At 36.3% G+C, this 17,652-nt stretch carries 19 protein-coding genes; 4 read left to right on the plus strand and 15 right to left on the minus strand.

Translation table 11 applies throughout. The annotated features are described in order from the left end of the window. Window positions 1-21: 21 nt before the first annotated feature. The gene (locus NSS97_RS22845; protein WP_044442340.1) at window positions 22-687 is read left to right on the plus strand and encodes an aquaporin; all 666 of its coding nucleotides are present in this window, start codon (window positions 22-24) and stop codon (window positions 685-687) included. 59 nt (window positions 688-746) lie between these two features. On the opposite strand, the gene NSS97_RS22850 is transcribed toward NSS97_RS22845, so the two are convergent. From NSS97_RS22850 to NSS97_RS22860, 3 genes are all read right to left on the minus strand, one after another. Further along, window positions 747-1,178 carry an Rrf2 family transcriptional regulator gene (locus NSS97_RS22850; protein ID WP_002112095.1) on the minus strand — a complete coding sequence of 144 codons (432 nt, stop codon included), beginning with the start codon at window positions 1,176-1,178 and terminating at the stop codon, window positions 747-749. Window positions 1,179-1,296: 118 nt separating this feature from the next. Beyond that, a complete protein-coding gene (locus tag NSS97_RS22855; RefSeq protein WP_002015418.1) occupies window positions 1,297-2,523 on the minus strand; it encodes an ABC transporter permease in 1,227 nt (408 codons plus the stop codon). A 2-nt stretch (window positions 2,524-2,525) separates the two neighbouring features. Continuing rightward, window positions 2,526-3,410, minus strand: coding sequence for an ABC transporter ATP-binding protein (locus tag NSS97_RS22860; RefSeq protein WP_000058101.1), 885 nt, complete (start codon window positions 3,408-3,410; stop codon window positions 2,526-2,528). A 343-nt stretch (window positions 3,411-3,753) separates the two neighbouring features. Here NSS97_RS22860 and NSS97_RS22865 point away from each other — a divergent pair, with 343 nt between their 5' ends. Beyond that, the gene (locus NSS97_RS22865) at window positions 3,754-4,581 is read left to right on the plus strand and encodes a 5'-nucleotidase, lipoprotein e(P4) family (RefSeq protein ID WP_002190803.1); all 828 of its coding nucleotides are present in this window, start codon (window positions 3,754-3,756) and stop codon (window positions 4,579-4,581) included. Between the two features lie 28 nt (window positions 4,582-4,609). Here NSS97_RS22865 and motB read toward each other — a convergent pair whose 3' ends face one another. Next, window positions 4,610-5,398 (minus strand): flagellar motor protein MotB, encoded by a 789-nt coding sequence (motB, locus tag NSS97_RS22870; RefSeq protein ID WP_044442333.1) that lies wholly within the window; start codon window positions 5,396-5,398, stop codon window positions 4,610-4,612. Continuing rightward, window positions 5,388-6,182 carry a flagellar motor stator protein MotA gene (motA, locus tag NSS97_RS22875; RefSeq protein WP_044442331.1) on the minus strand — a complete coding sequence of 265 codons (795 nt, stop codon included), beginning with the start codon at window positions 6,180-6,182 and terminating at the stop codon, window positions 5,388-5,390. The genes motB and motA overlap by 11 nt, the downstream gene beginning before the upstream one ends. Before the next feature lie 264 nt (window positions 6,183-6,446). On the opposite strand from motA, the gene NSS97_RS22880 reads away from it, so the two are divergent. Further along, on the plus strand, window positions 6,447-7,226 hold the full coding sequence (locus NSS97_RS22880; RefSeq protein WP_002088858.1) for a M15 family metallopeptidase: 780 nt from the start codon (window positions 6,447-6,449) through the stop codon (window positions 7,224-7,226). Between the two features lie 36 nt (window positions 7,227-7,262). On the opposite strand, the gene NSS97_RS22885 is transcribed toward NSS97_RS22880, so the two are convergent. The 4 genes from NSS97_RS22885 to sdhC form a co-directional block, all read right to left on the minus strand. Then, entirely contained in the window at window positions 7,263-7,706 is a 444-nt protein-coding gene (locus tag NSS97_RS22885; RefSeq protein WP_044442329.1) for an acyl-CoA thioesterase, read from the minus strand. Between the two features lie 93 nt (window positions 7,707-7,799). Continuing rightward, entirely contained in the window at window positions 7,800-8,561 is a 762-nt protein-coding gene (sdhB, locus tag NSS97_RS22890; RefSeq protein ID WP_002088861.1) for a succinate dehydrogenase iron-sulfur subunit, read from the minus strand. Then, entirely contained in the window at window positions 8,554-10,347 is a 1,794-nt protein-coding gene (sdhA, locus tag NSS97_RS22895; protein WP_002034228.1) for a succinate dehydrogenase flavoprotein subunit, read from the minus strand. The genes sdhB and sdhA overlap by 8 nt, the downstream gene beginning before the upstream one ends. 13 nt (window positions 10,348-10,360) lie before the next feature. Continuing rightward, complete coding sequence (gene sdhC, locus NSS97_RS22900) at window positions 10,361-10,987, minus strand: succinate dehydrogenase cytochrome B558 (protein WP_002015407.1); 627 nt, start codon at window positions 10,985-10,987, stop codon at window positions 10,361-10,363. 298 nt (window positions 10,988-11,285) lie between these two features. Between sdhC and NSS97_RS22905 the strand changes: the two genes are divergently transcribed. After that, window positions 11,286-11,735, plus strand: coding sequence for a YslB family protein (locus tag NSS97_RS22905; protein WP_044442326.1), 450 nt, complete (start codon window positions 11,286-11,288; stop codon window positions 11,733-11,735). Between the two features lie 120 nt (window positions 11,736-11,855). Here NSS97_RS22905 and uvrC read toward each other — a convergent pair whose 3' ends face one another. The 6 genes from uvrC to NSS97_RS22935 all read right to left on the minus strand — a co-directional run bounded on the left by uvrC (window position 11,856) and on the right by NSS97_RS22935 (window position 17,562). Beyond that, on the minus strand, window positions 11,856-13,640 hold the full coding sequence (gene uvrC, locus NSS97_RS22910; protein WP_044442324.1) for an excinuclease ABC subunit C: 1,785 nt from the start codon (window positions 13,638-13,640) through the stop codon (window positions 11,856-11,858). Between the two features lie 154 nt (window positions 13,641-13,794). Next, window positions 13,795-14,109 carry a thioredoxin gene (gene trxA, locus NSS97_RS22915; RefSeq protein WP_000974757.1) on the minus strand — a complete coding sequence of 105 codons (315 nt, stop codon included), beginning with the start codon at window positions 14,107-14,109 and terminating at the stop codon, window positions 13,795-13,797. 211 nt (window positions 14,110-14,320) lie between these two features. Further along, complete coding sequence (etfA, locus tag NSS97_RS22920) at window positions 14,321-15,298, minus strand: electron transfer flavoprotein subunit alpha (RefSeq protein ID WP_044442319.1); 978 nt, start codon at window positions 15,296-15,298, stop codon at window positions 14,321-14,323. Window positions 15,299-15,334: 36 nt separating this feature from the next. Next, window positions 15,335-16,108 carry an electron transfer flavoprotein subunit beta gene (gene etfB, locus NSS97_RS22925; protein WP_044442317.1) on the minus strand — a complete coding sequence of 258 codons (774 nt, stop codon included), beginning with the start codon at window positions 16,106-16,108 and terminating at the stop codon, window positions 15,335-15,337. A gap of 78 nt (window positions 16,109-16,186) precedes the next feature. Next, window positions 16,187-16,963 carry an enoyl-CoA hydratase gene (locus NSS97_RS22930; RefSeq protein WP_044442315.1) on the minus strand — a complete coding sequence of 259 codons (777 nt, stop codon included), beginning with the start codon at window positions 16,961-16,963 and terminating at the stop codon, window positions 16,187-16,189. Between the two features lie 11 nt (window positions 16,964-16,974). Beyond that, a complete protein-coding gene (locus tag NSS97_RS22935) occupies window positions 16,975-17,562 on the minus strand; it encodes a TetR/AcrR family transcriptional regulator (RefSeq protein ID WP_012261773.1) in 588 nt (195 codons plus the stop codon). Window positions 17,563-17,652 lie beyond the last annotated feature (90 nt).

Here is a 17,652-nt window from a genome sequence, read left to right on the forward strand (position 1 = left end):
TGCATTAATAGGAGGTAAATTATGTTAAAAAAAGCAATTGCTGAATTTATTGGTACATTTGTACTTGTATTATTCGGAACTGGAGTAGCTGTCATTGGTGGCGGAATTGAAGGAATTGGAACATTAGGTATCGCTATGGCTTTCGGATTATCTATCGTGGCTATGGCATATAGCATTGGAACAATTTCTGGATGTCATATTAACCCAGCAGTATCAATCGCTATGTTCATCAACAAAAGAATGAACGCTATGGAACTTAGCTATTATTTATTAGCTCAAATTTTAGGTGGTTTATTAGGAACTGCAACGTTAGTAACAATTTTACGATCTGCTAAATTACCTTTAGATAATTTAGGACAAAATAGTTTTGGAACTCTTGGTTTATCTGGAGCATTTTTAGTTGAATTCATTTTAACTTTCGTATTTGTTTTAGTTATCGTTGCTGTAACAGGTAAAAAGGGAAGTTCTTCTTTAGCTGGACTAGTAATTGGTTTCACATTAGTATTAATTCACTTATTAGGTATTCCGTTAACTGGAACATCTGTTAACCCAGCTCGTAGTATCGCACCAGCTCTATTCGCTGGCGGAGAAGCAATTTCTCAACTATGGGTGTTCATCGTTGCTCCAATTTTTGGTGGTATCGTAGCAGCTGTTGTAGGAAAGTTTGTTTTAAATACTGAAAAATAGAATTTTCAATATTTCCGAATAAAAAAAAGCGAGCCCTCATCATGAGGAAGCTCGCTTTTTTATTCTTTAATTTTCGACTTTAAATTTGTAACTAATTGCTGCACCGTTACATTTGCAAGTACGTTTTCCATCGCTTCTTGCGATTGTATTAAAACAATCTCTAATACCGATTGAATATTAGCTCCTACTGGACATTCAATGTTGGGATTTTCATGGAAAGAAAATAGATGTCCTTCTTCTACAACTTCCACAGCTTTATATACATCAAGTAATGTAATTTCATCTAAATCACGAGCAAGTGTCGTACCACCTTTACCAGCTTGTACATCAACAAGTCCTGCTCTCTTCAACATTCCTGTAATGCGACGAATCACAACTGGATTTGTATTCACACTACCAGCAATCCATTCAGAGGTACAGCGAGAGTTTCGATCTATTGCAAGTAACGTTAACATATGAACACCTACTGTAAAACGACTACTAATTCCCATCTGCACACCCTCCTTTTTATTCATTCTATTAAAAGACAACTCTTATTATTATATACTATTTTTAATTTATACATAAAGAAAAAGCATGATTCCATTAGAAAATCATGCTTTCCCTCTATTATTGACGCTTTATAAATTTCGCCAAATCTTTAAACTTCACTTTATCAGAGTAATTCATTACACCGTTTACATAGATACGGCTTGTAATCGCATTTAATATACCAATCGTCGCCAATAAAACTACTAATGTTATCGTAATCTCTAACATACCTGCTTCACCAGCTACAATCCGCGAGAAGGTAACCATTGGTGTGAAAAACGGAACATACGAACTTACAACAACAATAGTACTATTTGGATCACTTAATGATTTAATACTAATGAAGAATGCAGCCATGATCAAAATCATTATCGGGAAAGATACAGCTTGTAAATCCTCTGTCTTAGACACAACAGCTCCAGCCGCAGCGTACATCATCGCATAAAGTAAATACCCCGTAATGAAATAAACAAGAAACATACTTATAACCTTTGCATCTAATTTTGTAAAGTCAATTGGAACACCAAGTAATGAAGCACTTTCTAAATCGACCCAACCTAACAAATAAGGAATAAGATAACCACACGCCAATATTACAAGTTGTAATAACGCCGTTGAAACAACCGCCAAAATTTTCGCATACATCATCGTAAGAGGCTTTACTTTCGGAAGCATTACTTCCATTACACGTGACGCCTTTTCAGATGCAATATTCATTGCGATTGTATTTCCGAAAGCTACAATAAACATATACAAAGCAAATGTAAAGAAATATGCAATTCCGAAAGAAGATGTACGATCTTTTATCGCTTCTTGCTTCACTTGAATTTCTGCTTGTAATTGCTGCGCAATTTCTGGTGAAACATTATTTTTTGCAATCGTCACCTTCGTATATTGTTGTTTTAAATAACCCGCCATAATCGCAGAAGTCGCTTGGCTTGGAAATCCATTATACATATATGTAACTGCTGGAGTCCCATCCTTTTCCGTCACATGGAATAGACCATCTAAATCGCCTTCTTCTACTTGCTTATGCAGTTTATCAAAATCATCCTTTGAACCAACCGTTATTTTTGCTGATGGCAATAGCTTATTTAGCTCTTCTTTTTGTACTTTGTATGTGGAACTCTCTACTACAACTGCAATTTTATCTTTATCCTTATTTTTATCATCACCTGAAGTAAAATGATTAAATGCAAAAATACCAAACACAACTAAAAATAAAATCGCACTCGTAATTAATGATTTTTTAGATAAAAACGCTTCCTTAAAATAAAATGAAAATACATGAGAAAATTTACGCATCTTTATTTCGCCCTCTCTACAAAGATTTCGTTTAACGTCGGCTCTAACATTTTAAATTGTCGTAAACCAACACCTTGTTCTTGCAATTGTTGCAAAATCTTTAGAGCTTCTGCATCATCTTGTACTTTCACATAAAGAAGGCCTTGTTGTTTTTCATACGGGACATGTATAGCTTCTAATCCCTTTTCATTCTCTTTTGTATCTTCGATTGTTAAATTACGAAAACCGTATTCTTTCTTAATATCACTTAATTGTCCTTCTACGACTGCTTCACCTTTTTTCAAAATACATACATGTTGGCAAAAAGCCTCTACTTGCTCCATACGGTGACTAGATAAAATAATTGTCTTTCCGCTCTGTACTTGTTCTCCAATAATACTAGCCAACATTCCAGCATTAACTGGATCAAGTCCGCTAAATGGTTCATCCAAAATAAGAAGTTCTGGATCATGAAGAAGAGCAGCTATCAATTGAATTTTTTGCTGATTCCCTTTTGAAAGTTCTCCAGCTGTTTTAAATTTATATTCTGGAATTGCTAAGCGCTCTAACCAGTGATCAATTGCAAGATCTACTTCTTTTTTCGTCATTCCTTCTAATCTACCAAAATATCGCAACTGGTCTATTACTCTACTTTTTGTATATAAGCCTCTTTCCTCTGGTAAATATCCAATTGTTACCCCGCTATCACCAAATGATTTTCCATCCCACGTAATAGAACCTTCATTTGGCGTTAATAAACCTAGTAACATTTTAATTGTCGTTGTTTTCCCTGCACCATTTCGGCCAAGTAACCCTAACACTTCACCTTTCGGTAACGAGATTTGCAAACCATTAACTGCTTTAGATTCTCCGAATATTTTTGTTAAGTTTTGAATTTGTAAACTCAATGTATAAAGCCTCCCCTTTAGTATCATTCGTACTCTCTATTAAAGACTATGATTGTTCGAAATAAAATATAGTACTATATTTCAATCTTTTATACGTACCATGATCCCCCATCCACCATTTGTTTTATTTAGTTAAAATTGTAAATAATAAAGATATATTTGTCAATTATAATTGTCATTTCGACAATAAAACACGTCAAATCACTTTTTGTTATTTTTCCCATCTTTCTAATATAGGACATACTACTATATATATAAAAGACAATATGCAAATGTTCATAAAAAAATTTTTATATTTTAATATATAATATAAGATGATTTTCTAACATCAAGGAGGATACATATGAAGATGAAAAGGGGCATTACCACTTTATTATCTGTGGCCGTTCTTTCCACATCGCTTGTAGCATGTTCAGGAACAGCTGAGAAAACAGTGGCAAAAGAAGAGAAAGTACAATTAACAGACCAGCAATTGATGGCCGATTTATGGTATCAAACAGCTGGCGAAACGAAAGCACTTTACTACCAAGGCTACAATATTGGTCAATTAAAGCTTGATGCAGCTCTTGCAAAAGGGACAGAAAAAAAACCTGCTATCGTACTTGATCTAGATGAAACTGTTTTAGATAACAGTCCCCATCAAGCAATGAGCGTAAAAACAGGAAAAGGCTATCCTTATAAATGGGACGATTGGATTAATAAGGCTGAAGCTGAAGCTCTTCCAGGTGCTATTGATTTCTTAAAATATACAGAGTCTAAAGGTGTAGATATTTACTACATCTCAAATCGTAAAACAAATCAACTAGATGCAACAATTAAAAACCTTGAGCGCGTAGGTGCTCCTCAAGCGACGAAAGAACATATATTACTACAAGACCCGAAAGAAAAAGGGAAAGAAAAGCGTCGTGAACTTGTTTCTCAAACACATGACATCGTCCTATTCTTCGGTGACAACTTATCTGATTTCACTGGTTTTGATGGAAAATCTGTGAAAGATCGCAATGAAACAGTAGCAGAATCAAAAGCACAATTTGGTGAGAAATTCATCATTTTCCCTAATCCAATGTACGGTGATTGGGAAGGTGCTCTATATGACTATAATTTCAAAAAATCAGATGCAGAAAAAGACAAAATCCGTCGTGACAATTTAAAATCATTTGATGCAAAATAACAAAGAGGATGGCCTTCGCCATCCTCTTTTATTGCATATTTCTTGTTAAAGGCAAGATAAACACTTCAACACGTCTATTTTTCGCTTTTCCTTCTGGCGTATCATTTGGTGCAATTGAACGGTATTCTCCATAACCAACTGCACTAAATTTTTCTGGTTGCAATTCTTTATTTTGAAGTAACACCTGCATAAAATTAACTGCACGCTGCGTACTTAATTCCCAATTTGATGCAAACTGTGCGTTTGAAATAGGAACATTGTCTGTATGGCCCGATACGGTAATTTCACGAGGTGATGCTGAAACAAGTAGGTTAGACATCTCTTTTGCAATCCCTAAAGATTCCAACTTCACATCTGCTTTCCCTGAATCAAATAGTACATTTTCTAATATCGTTAACATTAATCCTTTTTCAGTTAACTTAGTTTGAAAAGAAGAGGATAGTTGTTTCTCATTAATATATTGATCAATCTTTTTTTGTAATGCTTTCAACTCATCCATTTCTTTTTTTTCTTTAGCTCTATCTTCCGCTTGTTTTTTTGCTTGTTCTGCCTCAAGGCTATTTGCTGATAATTCTTTTTCCTCATTTGGTTTTTGATCGCTTAAAAATTCTTTATTTCCTGTTCCACCGGCTAACTCACTTCGAAAAGCAACTGCCATCTGTTTAAACTTCGCAGCATCTATACTACTCATTGCGAATAATACGATGAACAATGCAAATAACAACGTTAACATATCAGAATATGGAATTAACCAAGTTTCATCGATATGCTCTTCATGTTTTTTCTTTTTGCCTCTTCTATTTTTCTTACTCCGCATTTTTTTCCGCTCCTTTTTCTAGCTTCCTACGCTCAGTTGCAGAAAGCGCACCTAAAATACGGTTTTTCATAATAAACGGATATGTACCTTCTTGTAACATTAATAAACAATCAATAATTAAACGTTTCTTCTCTAATTCAGCAGCAGACTTTTGCTTCAATTTGTTTGCAAATGGATGCCATAATACGTAACCTGAAAAAATACCGAAAATCGTTGCAATAAACGCACCTGAAATAGCATGCCCTAGCTTTTCAATATCAGTTAAATTTCCAAGTGCAGCTACAAGACCAATAACAGCACCTAAAACCCCTAGTGTAGGTGCATATGTACCAGCTTGCGAAAAAATAGCAGCCCCTTTTGCATGTCTCTCTTCAATCGCTTCTAATTCGGCTTCTAAAATTTGTTCTAAATCCTCTGCAGATACACCATCAATAACAAATTTCATACCCCGCAAAAGAAATTCATCTTCAATTTCATCTAATTGTTGCTCTAAAGACAAAATACCGTATTTTCTACTCTCAGATGTCCAATGAACAAATAATTCTAGCAATTGTTCATAACTTAGATCTTTTTTATTTGAACCAAAAAGAACTTTAAATAATTTTGGAACTTTTTTTAGTTGATTCATCGGAAATGCAATACACACTGCAGCAAATGTACCGACGAAAATAATTAGTGCTGCGGCAGGATTTAGTAAGGCTGTTATGTCAGCGCCCTTGACGACCATCCCTACGACTACCGCTAATACTCCTAAAATGATTCCAATAATTGTTGCAAAATCCATTCCCATTCACTCCTAGTCTATACCAGAGGTCTTTTATTCTCGATAATCGCTACATCTTCTTATATAAATATATTACATAAAAAATGAACTTCATGAAAGATAAGAAATGAATTATATGAAAAAATACTACATTTTCACACATTTTCTGACATTTTCTTTGCATTTCTATTACGTTACGACTCTTATATTTCTTTTTCAACAAACTAGACTTATAATAAAAACGATACATATTTTATTAAGAAAGGACTGTGATTACAGGGCATCATGAAAAAAATAATAATTATTTCTGCCGCTACTATTGTAATCGGTATCACATCTTTCGTTTACTTTGGTTCTAAATCACCACTACAAAACGAAGCGAAAGCTGTCGAAAATCAAAAACATAATAACCACCAAAAAGAAGAGATTCCTGCTTTTCAAAAAGCTGATCATAATGCAAAGAAACTAGATGATAATTTTTCCGTTGTAACAAATCCAGATTCTGCTCTTGTATTAGTCAATAAACATCGTAAATTACCAGATGGGTACATTCCAGAAGATTTGACGAAACCGAACGTACCATTTACTAGTCCAAAAGATAAAGAGAAAACATTACTTCGCAAAGATGCTGCAGACGCTCTTGAAAAAATGTTCCAAGCAGCGAAAGAAGAAGGTTTAGAACTTACAGCAGTTTCAGGTTACCGTTCTTACAAACGCCAACAGTCATTACATAATACATATATTAAACGCCAAGGAAAAGCTGAGGCTGATTCGGTAAGTGCAATTCCTGGAACAAGTGAGCATCAAACCGGTCTAGCAATGGATATTAGCTCAAAATCTGCTAAATTCCAATTAGAACCAATCTTCGGAGAGACAGCAGAAGGAAAATGGGTTGCAGAACATGCCCATGAGTTCGGATTTGTCATTCGTTATTTAGAGGATAAAACAAAAACAACAGAGTATGCATATGAACCGTGGCACTTACGCTACGTCGGTAATCCATACGCCACATACATATATAAGCACCACCTAACATTAGAAGAGGCGATGGAGGACAAAAAATAAGAGAGCGAATCGCTCTCTTATTTTTCTTTTATTCTATTATTGTAATAATTCCTTCCATTCCTTAGGCCACGGTTCGCCTCTTCCAGTTTTTTTCGATGCTTGGACCATCATACCGCGTCCAACTAAACAAACTTCTCTTTCTGCATTTTTGACCATATAGTGTAAATCTAAAGAGGAATTCCCAACCGCTCCCGCCTTTACATATACTTTCAACTGCTCATCAAAATAAATTTGTTTAATAAAATTGCATTGTAGATCTGCGACGACTATCATCGTTTCTGATGATTCATGTGTCCATTCTTGCATAAATCCCAGTTCTTTAAACAATGCGATACGCGCTTCTTCAAAATATGTAAAAGCAACGACATTATTTACATGTCCAAACATATCTACTTCACCAAAACGAACTTTGACAGGATTATAAAATGAAAAACCACTTTCCCATTGCTCAAAGTCTTCAATATAAGAAATTCTCTTCATCGTTCCCTCTCCTTTTCGCCCTCAAAATAAACAGAATAAACAGAAATATAAAGTTATAAATATTGCCTCTTCAACATGAAGAGGCAATATTTATTAATAGTTATTGTCGCTACCAAAGAAATCTTTGAACGATTGAATTGTTGTATCACGGTTTAATGCTGCAATTGAAGTTGTTAATGGAATACCTTTCGGACATGATTGCACACAGTTTTGAGAGTTACCACAGTTTGCAAGTCCTCCATCACCCATAATTGCACGTAAGCGATCTGCTTTATGCATTTCACCAGTTGGATGCGAGTTAAATAAACGCGCTTGTGAAAGCGGTGCTGGTCCAATAAAGTCAGACTTACTGTTTACGTTCGGACATGACTCTAAGCAAACACCACATGTCATACATTTCGAAAGTTCATATGCCCATTGACGCTTTTTCTCTGGCATTCTTGGACCTGGTCCTAGGTCATACGTACCGTCGATTGGAATCCAAGCTTTAACACGTTTTAACGCGTTAAACATACGGCTACGGTCAACTTGTAAATCACGTACAATCGGGAATGTCTTCATCGGCTTTAAGCGAATTGGTTGCTCTAACTGGTCAATAAGAGCTGTACATGATTGACGTGGTTTTCCGTTAATCACCATCGAACAAGCTCCACATACTTCCTCTAAACAGTTCATATCCCATGCAATCGGAGTTGTTTGGTTCCCTTTTGAATCAACAGGATTACGACGAATTTCCATAAGCGCCGAAATAATATTCATATTAGGACGATATGGAATTTCAAACTCTTGATCAAACTCTTGTGCATCTGGGCCATCTTGTCTCGTAATGATGAGGCGGATTGTTTTCTCAGACATGTTGTTTATCCCCCTTCTCTTCACCCTTAGCAGCTACATCATGTTTTGAGGAATAGTCACGTTTACGTGGTTTAATTAATGAAACATCCACTTCTTCGTAATGGAATGCTGGTGCCTTTCCTTCTCCCTCAAATTTCGCCATCGTAGTTTTTAAGAAGTTTGCATCATCACGATTTGGGAATTCTGGTTTGTAATGCGCTCCGCGGCTTTCATTACGGTTATATGCGCCAATTGTAATAACACGTGCTAACTCGAACATATTTGCAAGTTGGCGTGTAAATGAAGCACCCTGGTTACTCCATCTTGCTGTATCGTTAATGTTAATGCGTTTGTAACGCGCCATTAACTCTTCAATTTTCGCATCAGTTTCTAGTAACTTTTTATTTTCACGAACTACTGTAACGTTATCTGTCATCCATTCTCCAAGCTCTTTATGAAGAACATATGCATTTTCGTTACCATCAAGCATTAAAATATTGTTAAATTTCTCTGTTTCAATTAATTCATTTTGCTCATATACAGTAGATGAAACAGCATCAGATGATTTAGAAAGACCTTTCATATACTCAATTGCGTTCGGTCCTGCTACCATACCACCGTAAATTGCTGATAATAATGAGTTCGCACCAAGGCGGTTACCACCGTGCATAGAATAATCACACTCACCTGCTGCAAATAAACCTGGAATACTTGTCATTTGCTTATAATCAACCCATAATCCGCCCATTGAATAGTGAACTGCTGGGAAGATTTTCATTGGTAGTTTACGAGGATCATCACCTGTAAATTTCTCATAGATTTCAATAATTCCACCAAGTTTAATATCTAGTTCTTTCGGATCTTTATGAGAAAGATCTAAGTACACCATGTTTTCACCGTTAATACCTAGTTTTTGCTCTACGCAAACATCAAAGATTTCACGCGTTGCAATATCACGAGGTACAAGGTTTCCGTAAGCTGGATATTTTTCTTCTAAGAAGTACCATGGCTTACCATCTTTATACGTCCAAACACGTCCACCTTCACCACGTGCAGATTCACTCATAAGACGTAACTTATCGTCTCCAGGAATTGCCGTTGGATGAATTTGAATGAACTCACCGTTCGCATAATATGCACCTTGTTGATATACAGCAGACGCTGCTGTACCTGTATTAATAATAGAGTTTGTTGATTTTCCAAAGATGATACCAGGGCCCCCTGTTGCCATAATCACGGCATCAGCTTGGAAACTTTTTATCTCCATAGTTTGTAAGTCTTGCGCGACGATTCCTCGGCACACACCTTCATCATCTACAACAGCTCGTAAGAAATCCCAACCTTCATATTTCGTTACAAGTCCTGCTACTTCATGACGACGTACTTGCTCATCTAATGCATATAGTAATTGTTGACCAGTTGTTGCGCCAGCAAATGCTGTACGGTGATGTTGTGTTCCACCGAAACGACGGAAATCCAGAAGTCCTTCTTCCGTACGGTTGAACATAACACCCATGCGATCCATTAAATGAATAATACCAGGTGCTGCATCACACATCGCTTTAACTGGTGGTTGGTTCGCTAAGAAGTCCCCACCATAAATTGTATCGTCAAAGTGGATCCATGGAGAATCCCCTTCACCTTTTGTATTTACGGCACCGTTAATTCCACCTTGGGCACATACAGAATGTGAACGTTTTACTGGTACTAAAGAAAATAGTTCAACATTTACTCCTGCTTCTGCCGCTTTAATCGTTGCCATTAAGCCGGCCAAGCCACCGCCGACTACTATAAGTTTCCCTTTCATGCTCTCCCACTCCTTACTGGTTTGCTAGCTGTGGATCGATGAACGCTAATAATGCACTCACACCTACATAAGATAGACCTAAGAAAATAGCTAATGTTACATAAGTAGAGATTCTTTGTGAACGTGGAGATACTGTAATTCCCCAGCTTATACAGAATGTCCATAGTCCATTTGCAAAGTGGAAAATTGTTGAAACAACACCAACTAAATAGAAACCAAACATAAATGGGTTGTTTAAAATATCTGCCATCATATCATAGTTTACCTCTTTACCTAACAATGCTTGAATACGAGTTTCCCAGACGTGCCAAGAAATGAAGATCAGCGTAACGATACCTGAAATTCGTTGGAAGACGAACATCCAGTTACGGAAATAGCCGTAAGATACCGCATTGTTCTTAGCTGTAAATGCAATATATAAGCCATATATAGCATGGTACAGTATAGGTAAAAAGATGATGAAAATTTCTAGCGCATACCGGAATGGAAGGAGCTCCATAAAGCCTGCAGCTTTGTTAAAAGCCTCTGCTCCTCTTGTTGCAAAGTTGTTTACAATTAAATGTTGCGTCAAAAAGACACCAACCGGAATGACCCCCATTAATGAGTGCCACTTACGAAACGTATACTCGCGGCCTTTCATGTCCCCATTACCCCCTTGAATGTTTGACTGCTGTTTTCAGATTAATTTACAACAATAATGTTTTTTCACTATTGGCATAAGAAAAACTGAAAAAATTATTCAAAATATTTCAGCATAATTTAATACCAAGTTCATTTTACCCCTATTTTTGTCGAAGCGTCAAGAAAACGTATACATAATTTGCATATAATTTGCCAATTCTTTTTTTTTCTTATATATTCAGATTTCCCCAAAGAAAAATCTATTTTTATAAATGAAAAATGTTATATAATAATCCCTATAGAAAGAGGGGAATATTGTGAGCAAAAATACAATCGATATAACATCTTTAGAAGATGTTTCATTGAACGCCTTCGCTTATGAATTGCTACGTGAAGAATTACTACCTGATTTAATTGGTAAAGATTTAGATGGTATTTTATACTGGGCCGGTAGAAACCTTGCGAGAAAATATCCGCTAGAAACAATTGAAGAAGTCATTCAGTTTTTTGAAAAAGCTGGTTGGGGCACTTTAAGCATCATTGAACATAAACGTCGTGAAATGCAGTTTCAACTTAAAGGTACACTTATTACTGAGCGTCAAAAACAAAAAAGACATTCATCTTATCAATTAGAAGCTGGATTTATCGCCGAGCAAATTCAAAGACAAAGAAACGTCGTTGCAGAGTCCTATGAGGAACAGAAAAAGCGTTCAGACTCTATTACATTTCTTGTTAAATGGGATATAAAAGATCTCATTGAAGTGTAGCATCTACTTACAGTCAACTAGACATATAAGTTTAGTTTAGTTGACTTTTTTGTATATTCATTCAGGTGTGTTTATTTTAAATCTTCAGAAATTATACCAAAAAACAGAAGACGTTGTAAACTACAACGTCTTCTTATCTGTTAAATAAGTATAAATTGTCTCCGCTACATTTTTCGGCATACCTGCTTCGACAAATTCAGCTATGGAAGCTTCTTTCATCTTTTTTAACGAGCCAAAATGTTTTAACAATACCTTTTTTCGTTTATCGCCGATTCCTGGAATATCATCCAATGCTGATTGAATGACCGATTTCCCGTGCAACTGGCGATGGAATGTAATTGCAAATCTATGCACTTCATCTTGAATGCGTTGCAATAAATAAAATTCTTGGCTATTCCTCTCAAGCATCACAGGTTCAGGCGGATCTCCAATGATTAAATGTGATGTTTTATGTTTGTCATCTTTTACAAGCCCTGCCATTGGAATATATAATCCGAGTTCATTCTCCAGAACATCACTTGTAGCGGCCAGATGGCCTTTTCCACCATCAATAATGATTAAATCTGGTAAAGGTAAATTCTCTTTAAGCGCCCTCGTATAACGGCGTCTTACAACTTCCCTCATAGACTCGTAATCATCTGGCCCTTGGACCGTTTTAATTTTATATTTCCGATATTCTTTCTTCGCTGGTTTCCCATCGATAAAAGCAATCATTGCTGAAACAGGATTTATCCCTTGAATATTTGAATTATCAAACGCTTCAATACGATATGGTGTTTCAATCCCTAGTTGCTTCCCTAGATTATCAACAGCTTTAATCGTCCGTTCTTCATCACGTTCAATTAAGTGAAATTTCTCTTCTAGTGCAATTTTTGCATTTTTATTTGCTAATTCCACAAGATCTTTTTTCTTCCCACGCTTCGGCTGTGTCGCTTCAACTTCTAAAAAGCGCTCTACTAATTCTGAATCTATACTTCCTGGAACAACAATTTCCTTCGGCTTGAAATGACTACTGTTTTCATAAAATTGACCGATAAAAGTTAAAAATCCCTCTTCTGGTTCATCATAAATCGGAAACATAGAAACATCACGTTCAATTAGCTTTCCTTTTCGAACGAAGAAAACTTGAACACACATCCACCCTTTATCAACTGCATATCCAAACACATCACGATCCACTAAATCACTCATAATCATCTTTTGCTTTTCCATAATTGCATCAATATGAGCAATTTGATCTCGCAACTCTTTCGCCCGTTCAAATTCTAGCTTTTCTGAAGCCTCATACATCTTCGTTTCTAATTCTGAACGAATTTCTTTATGCCCACCGTTTAAGAATTTAATAATTTCATCAACAATTTCTTTGTTTTGCTCATCCGTTACTTCTTTCACACAAGGTGCTAAACATTGACCCATATGATAATACAAGCAAACTTTATCTGGCATATTTGAACATTTACGAAGTGGATACATACGATCTAATAATTTCTTTGTTTCATGTGCCGATTGCGCATTTGGATAAGGCCCAAAGTACTTTCCTTTATCCTTTTTTACATTTCTCGTAATGAGTAAGCGCGGCTGTTTTTCAGCTGTAATTTTAATGAAAGGATATGTTTTATCATCTTTTAATTGAATATTATATTTTGGATCATATTTTTTTATTAAATTTAACTCTAAAATAAGAGCCTCCAAATTTGAGGAAGTCACAATATATTCAAAATCAACAATTTCTCCAACAAGCCGAAGTGTTTTCCCATCATGCGAACCAGTAAAGTACGAGCGCACACGATTTTTGAGTACCTTTGCTTTTCCGACATATATAACCGTTCCCTGCTTATCCTTCATTAAATAACAACCAGGTTGATCGGGCAAAATTGCTAACTTCTCTTTTAAATGCTCGTGCACTCGTCTCCCTCCATTTCTACATGCTTATGCTTATCATTTTTATTTTCACATAAAAACATACTATGCCAAAACACCCAACATATGTTCTTTTATTGTAACGGAAAGGTTGTAAAAAAGAAAATAAAAAAAGCTACCAAATGGTAGCTTCTTTATTTTAGAAGTGTTTAGAAACTAATTCTACTAACGCTTCTTTCGGTTTATATCCTAACGCTTGATCAACCACTTTACCGTCTTTTAATACGAAAAGAGCTGGAATGCTCATTACTTCGAATTGACGAGCAGTTTCTTGGTTTTCATCAACGTCAACTTTTACTACTTTTACTTTCTCGCCTAACTCTGAATCGATTTCCTCTAATACAGGAGCGATCATTTTACAAGGTCCGCACCAAGGCGCCCAGAAATCTAATAGTACAACACCTTCGCTAGTTTCAGCTGCGAAGCTTTGGTCATTTGCATTTATAATTGCCATTTTATTTCCTCCTTCAAGTATATTCTACCAAGAGTATATCATTAACTTTTATACGTGGCGAATATTATGTATCGTTATGTATTGTAACAAAAAAATGTTCCTTTATACTATATAAAAATATGGATGAAATACTAAAAAGATGAGAGACAGGGGATCTCTCACCTTTTTCTATATATAGGGGTACTTCACTTGGAACTCAAGGGTACTCAAATCATGAATGTACTTTTAACTTTTTAAACTCTTCTGTTAAAAGAGGTAATACTTCAAACAGATCACCGACAATACCATAGTCAGCTACTTTGAAGATACTAGCTTCTGGATCTTTATTAATCGCAACAATTATTTTTGAATTAGACATACCAGCTAAATGCTGAATCGCACCAGAAATCCCGCATGCAATGTATAGGTCTGGTGTAACAACTTTACCTGTTTGACCAATTTGTAATGAATAATCACAGTACTCAGCATCACAAGCACCACGAGATGCTCCAACAGCGCCGCCTAGTACGTCAGCTAATTCTTTTAACGGTTTAAATCCTTCTTCACTCTTCACACCACGTCCACCAGCTATAATAACTTTCGCTTCAGAAAGATCCACACCTTCTGCAGTTTTACGGACAACATCTTGAATGATTGTACGTAAATCTTTCACATCAACTGTAATAGAAGACACGTCACCACTGCGAGACTCGTCTTTTTCAAGAGTTGCAATGTTATTTGGACGCACTGTCGCAAATAATATACCATCTGTTACAATCTTCTTCTCAAATGCTTTACCAGAGTAAATAGGACGAGTGAAGATAACATTTCCACCTTCAACTTCTAAAGCCGTTACGTCAGAAATTAAACCAGCTTCTAATTTCGCTGCTAATTTTGGTGATAAATCTTTACCAAGTGCCGTATGTCCAAATACAATGCCTTCTGGCTTTTCTTCAGCATATACAGCTAAAAACGCTTGTGCATATCCATCAGATGTATATGATTTTAATTTATCATTTTCAACTGTCACAACGCGATCTGCACCGTAATGAATCAATTCATTTGCAAAAGAGGCAACACTGTCTCCAACTAGAAGACCTACCACTTCACCGCCTTCTGCAATTGTTTTTGCTGCTGCTACCGCTTCAAACGAAACGTTACGTAGCGATCCATCACGAACTTCACCCATTACTAATACTTTACGAGCCATAGATTTTCCCTCCTGCATATATAATTTCGTATTTTATTAGATTACTTTCGCTTCTGTATGGAGCAACGATACAAGTTCTTTTACTTGATCTTGCAGCTCGCCTTGTAACACTTTTCCTGCATCTTTCTTAGGAGGCAAATAGATTTCAATTGTTTTTGTTTTTGCTTCCACATCATCTTCTTCTAAATCTAAATCATCTAATTCTACTTCTTCTAGTGGCTTCTTCTTCGCTTTCATAATACCTGGAAGTGATGGATAACGCGGTTCATTTAAACCTTGTTGCGCTGTTACTAGAAGAGGTAATGATGATTCAATTACTTCTGTATCCCCTTCAACATCACGCTCAATCTTCACATTTGTACCATCAATTTCAAGCTTCGTAATCGTCGTTACGTATGGGATATTTAACGCTTCAGCTACTCGTGGACCAACTTGTCCAGATGCACCGTCAATCGCAACGTTCCCGCCTAAAATTAAATCGATTTCTTTATCTTTTAAATATTCAGTGAGCACTTTTGCTGTTGTAAATTGGTCACCATTCTCAACATCATCTTCAATGTTAATTAGTACCGCTTTATCGCAGCCCATCGCTAATGCTGTGCGAAGTTCTTTTTCACTATCCTCGCCACCAACTGTTATAACAGTAACTTCTCCACCTTGTGCATCTCTTACTTGAATCGCTTCTTCAATCGCATATTCATCGTAAGGGTTGATGATGAATTCCGCTTCGCCATCGTAAATTGCACCGTTTTTAATTACGATTTTTTCTTCTGTGTCAAATGTTCGTTTCATGAGTACGTAGATGTTCATTCCATTTACCCCCTTATTTTTCAGAAAGATTCTATCAATTTTAAAATTCTGTTAATTTTTATTAAAAAAATAATTGGACTACCTACCACTAAATGAAGGCTTACGTTTTTCTAAAAACGCTGCTACGCCTTCTCTTCCATCTTCACTCGTAAATACTTCACCAAAAATCTGTGATTCACGCTGTACACCTTCATAATAATGAGACGATTTTGTCGTTTGTAATAACTCTAGCACAGCACGAGTTGTTGCTGGGCTTTTTCCAGCAATCTGTTTTGCAATTTTAAGCGTATCTTCTAAAATGGATTCTTCAGAAAACACTCCGTTAACAAGTCCCCATTGTAATGCTTCTGCACCAGTAATTGGTGTACTTGTTAACATCATTTCACAAGCTTTCGCTTTACCAACATAACGTGGTAAGCGCTGTGTACCTGCAAAACCAGGAATTAATCCAAGTGTTAATTCAGGTAAACCAAGCTTTGTACTTTCAGTTACAAAGCGCATGTGGCAAGACATAGCAAACTCAAGGCCGCCGCCAAGTGCCGCTCCATGAATTGCCGCGATAACTGGTTTTGAGCATTTTTCAACACGCTCAAACGTAACTTGTCCAAGCTGTGCTAAATCTGTTGCTTGCTTCGCTTCAGTAACAGATGTAAATTCTTTAATATCTGCCCCTGCTGAGAAGAAGCGTCCTTCACCATGTAAAACAACAACACGAATGTTATCATCCTTTTCCACTTGATCGATTAATTCAGTAACGTCATGCATAACTTGTGAAGACATCGCATTAGCTGGCGCATGATTTAACGTCGCCACCGCGATATGATCTTCAACTTTTACAGATAGGAATTTCAACATGATCCCTCCCATTATTGACGATAACCACAAGCTGCAATAAGTAGCCCATGTACCGTTTTTGAAAGTGCGACCAGATCATACTTATGATCGCTCATTACCCAATTGGTCACAACTTCATCTACTGTTCCAAAGATCATTTGTCTTGCCACGCGAACGTTTAAATCCGCCTGAAATTCACCTTGCTTTATACCTGTCTCTAAAATCTCATCCATAACTTGTAAGTAGCCTTTTAATACTTCATTTATTTTAAGGCGCAAGTCTTGATTGGACTGCCTTAGCTCTAATTGCGTAACGATAGCAAGAGGATCATTTTGTGACAACAGCAAGAAGTGCGTTTCTACCAACATGAATAACTTCGCTACAGCGCTTTCAATTCCTGCTATTTTTTGACGAATTGTTTCAACAAATTCTCCCATCTTCTCTTGGAATAAGGATATTAATATATCTTCTTTATTTTTAAAATATAAATAAATCGTGCCATCAGCTACCCCAGCTTGCTTTGCAATTTTAGAAACTTGCGCTTGATGGTATCCATTCTCCGCAATCACAATGACTGCAGCATCAATAATCTGATTGTATTTCGGTCTATTTTTCTTCACTTTACTGTCCCCTTCAAGAAGATGACTGAATGAATAGTCATTCATATTCTTATAATACTGACTATTTAGAAAAGTGTCAATCCTATTTTT

Origin of the sequence: Bacillus sp. FSL R12-0074, assembly GCF_038005725.1 — a bacterium.
Lineage (GTDB): Bacteria > Bacillota > Bacilli > Bacillales > Bacillaceae_G > Bacillus_A > Bacillus_A mycoides.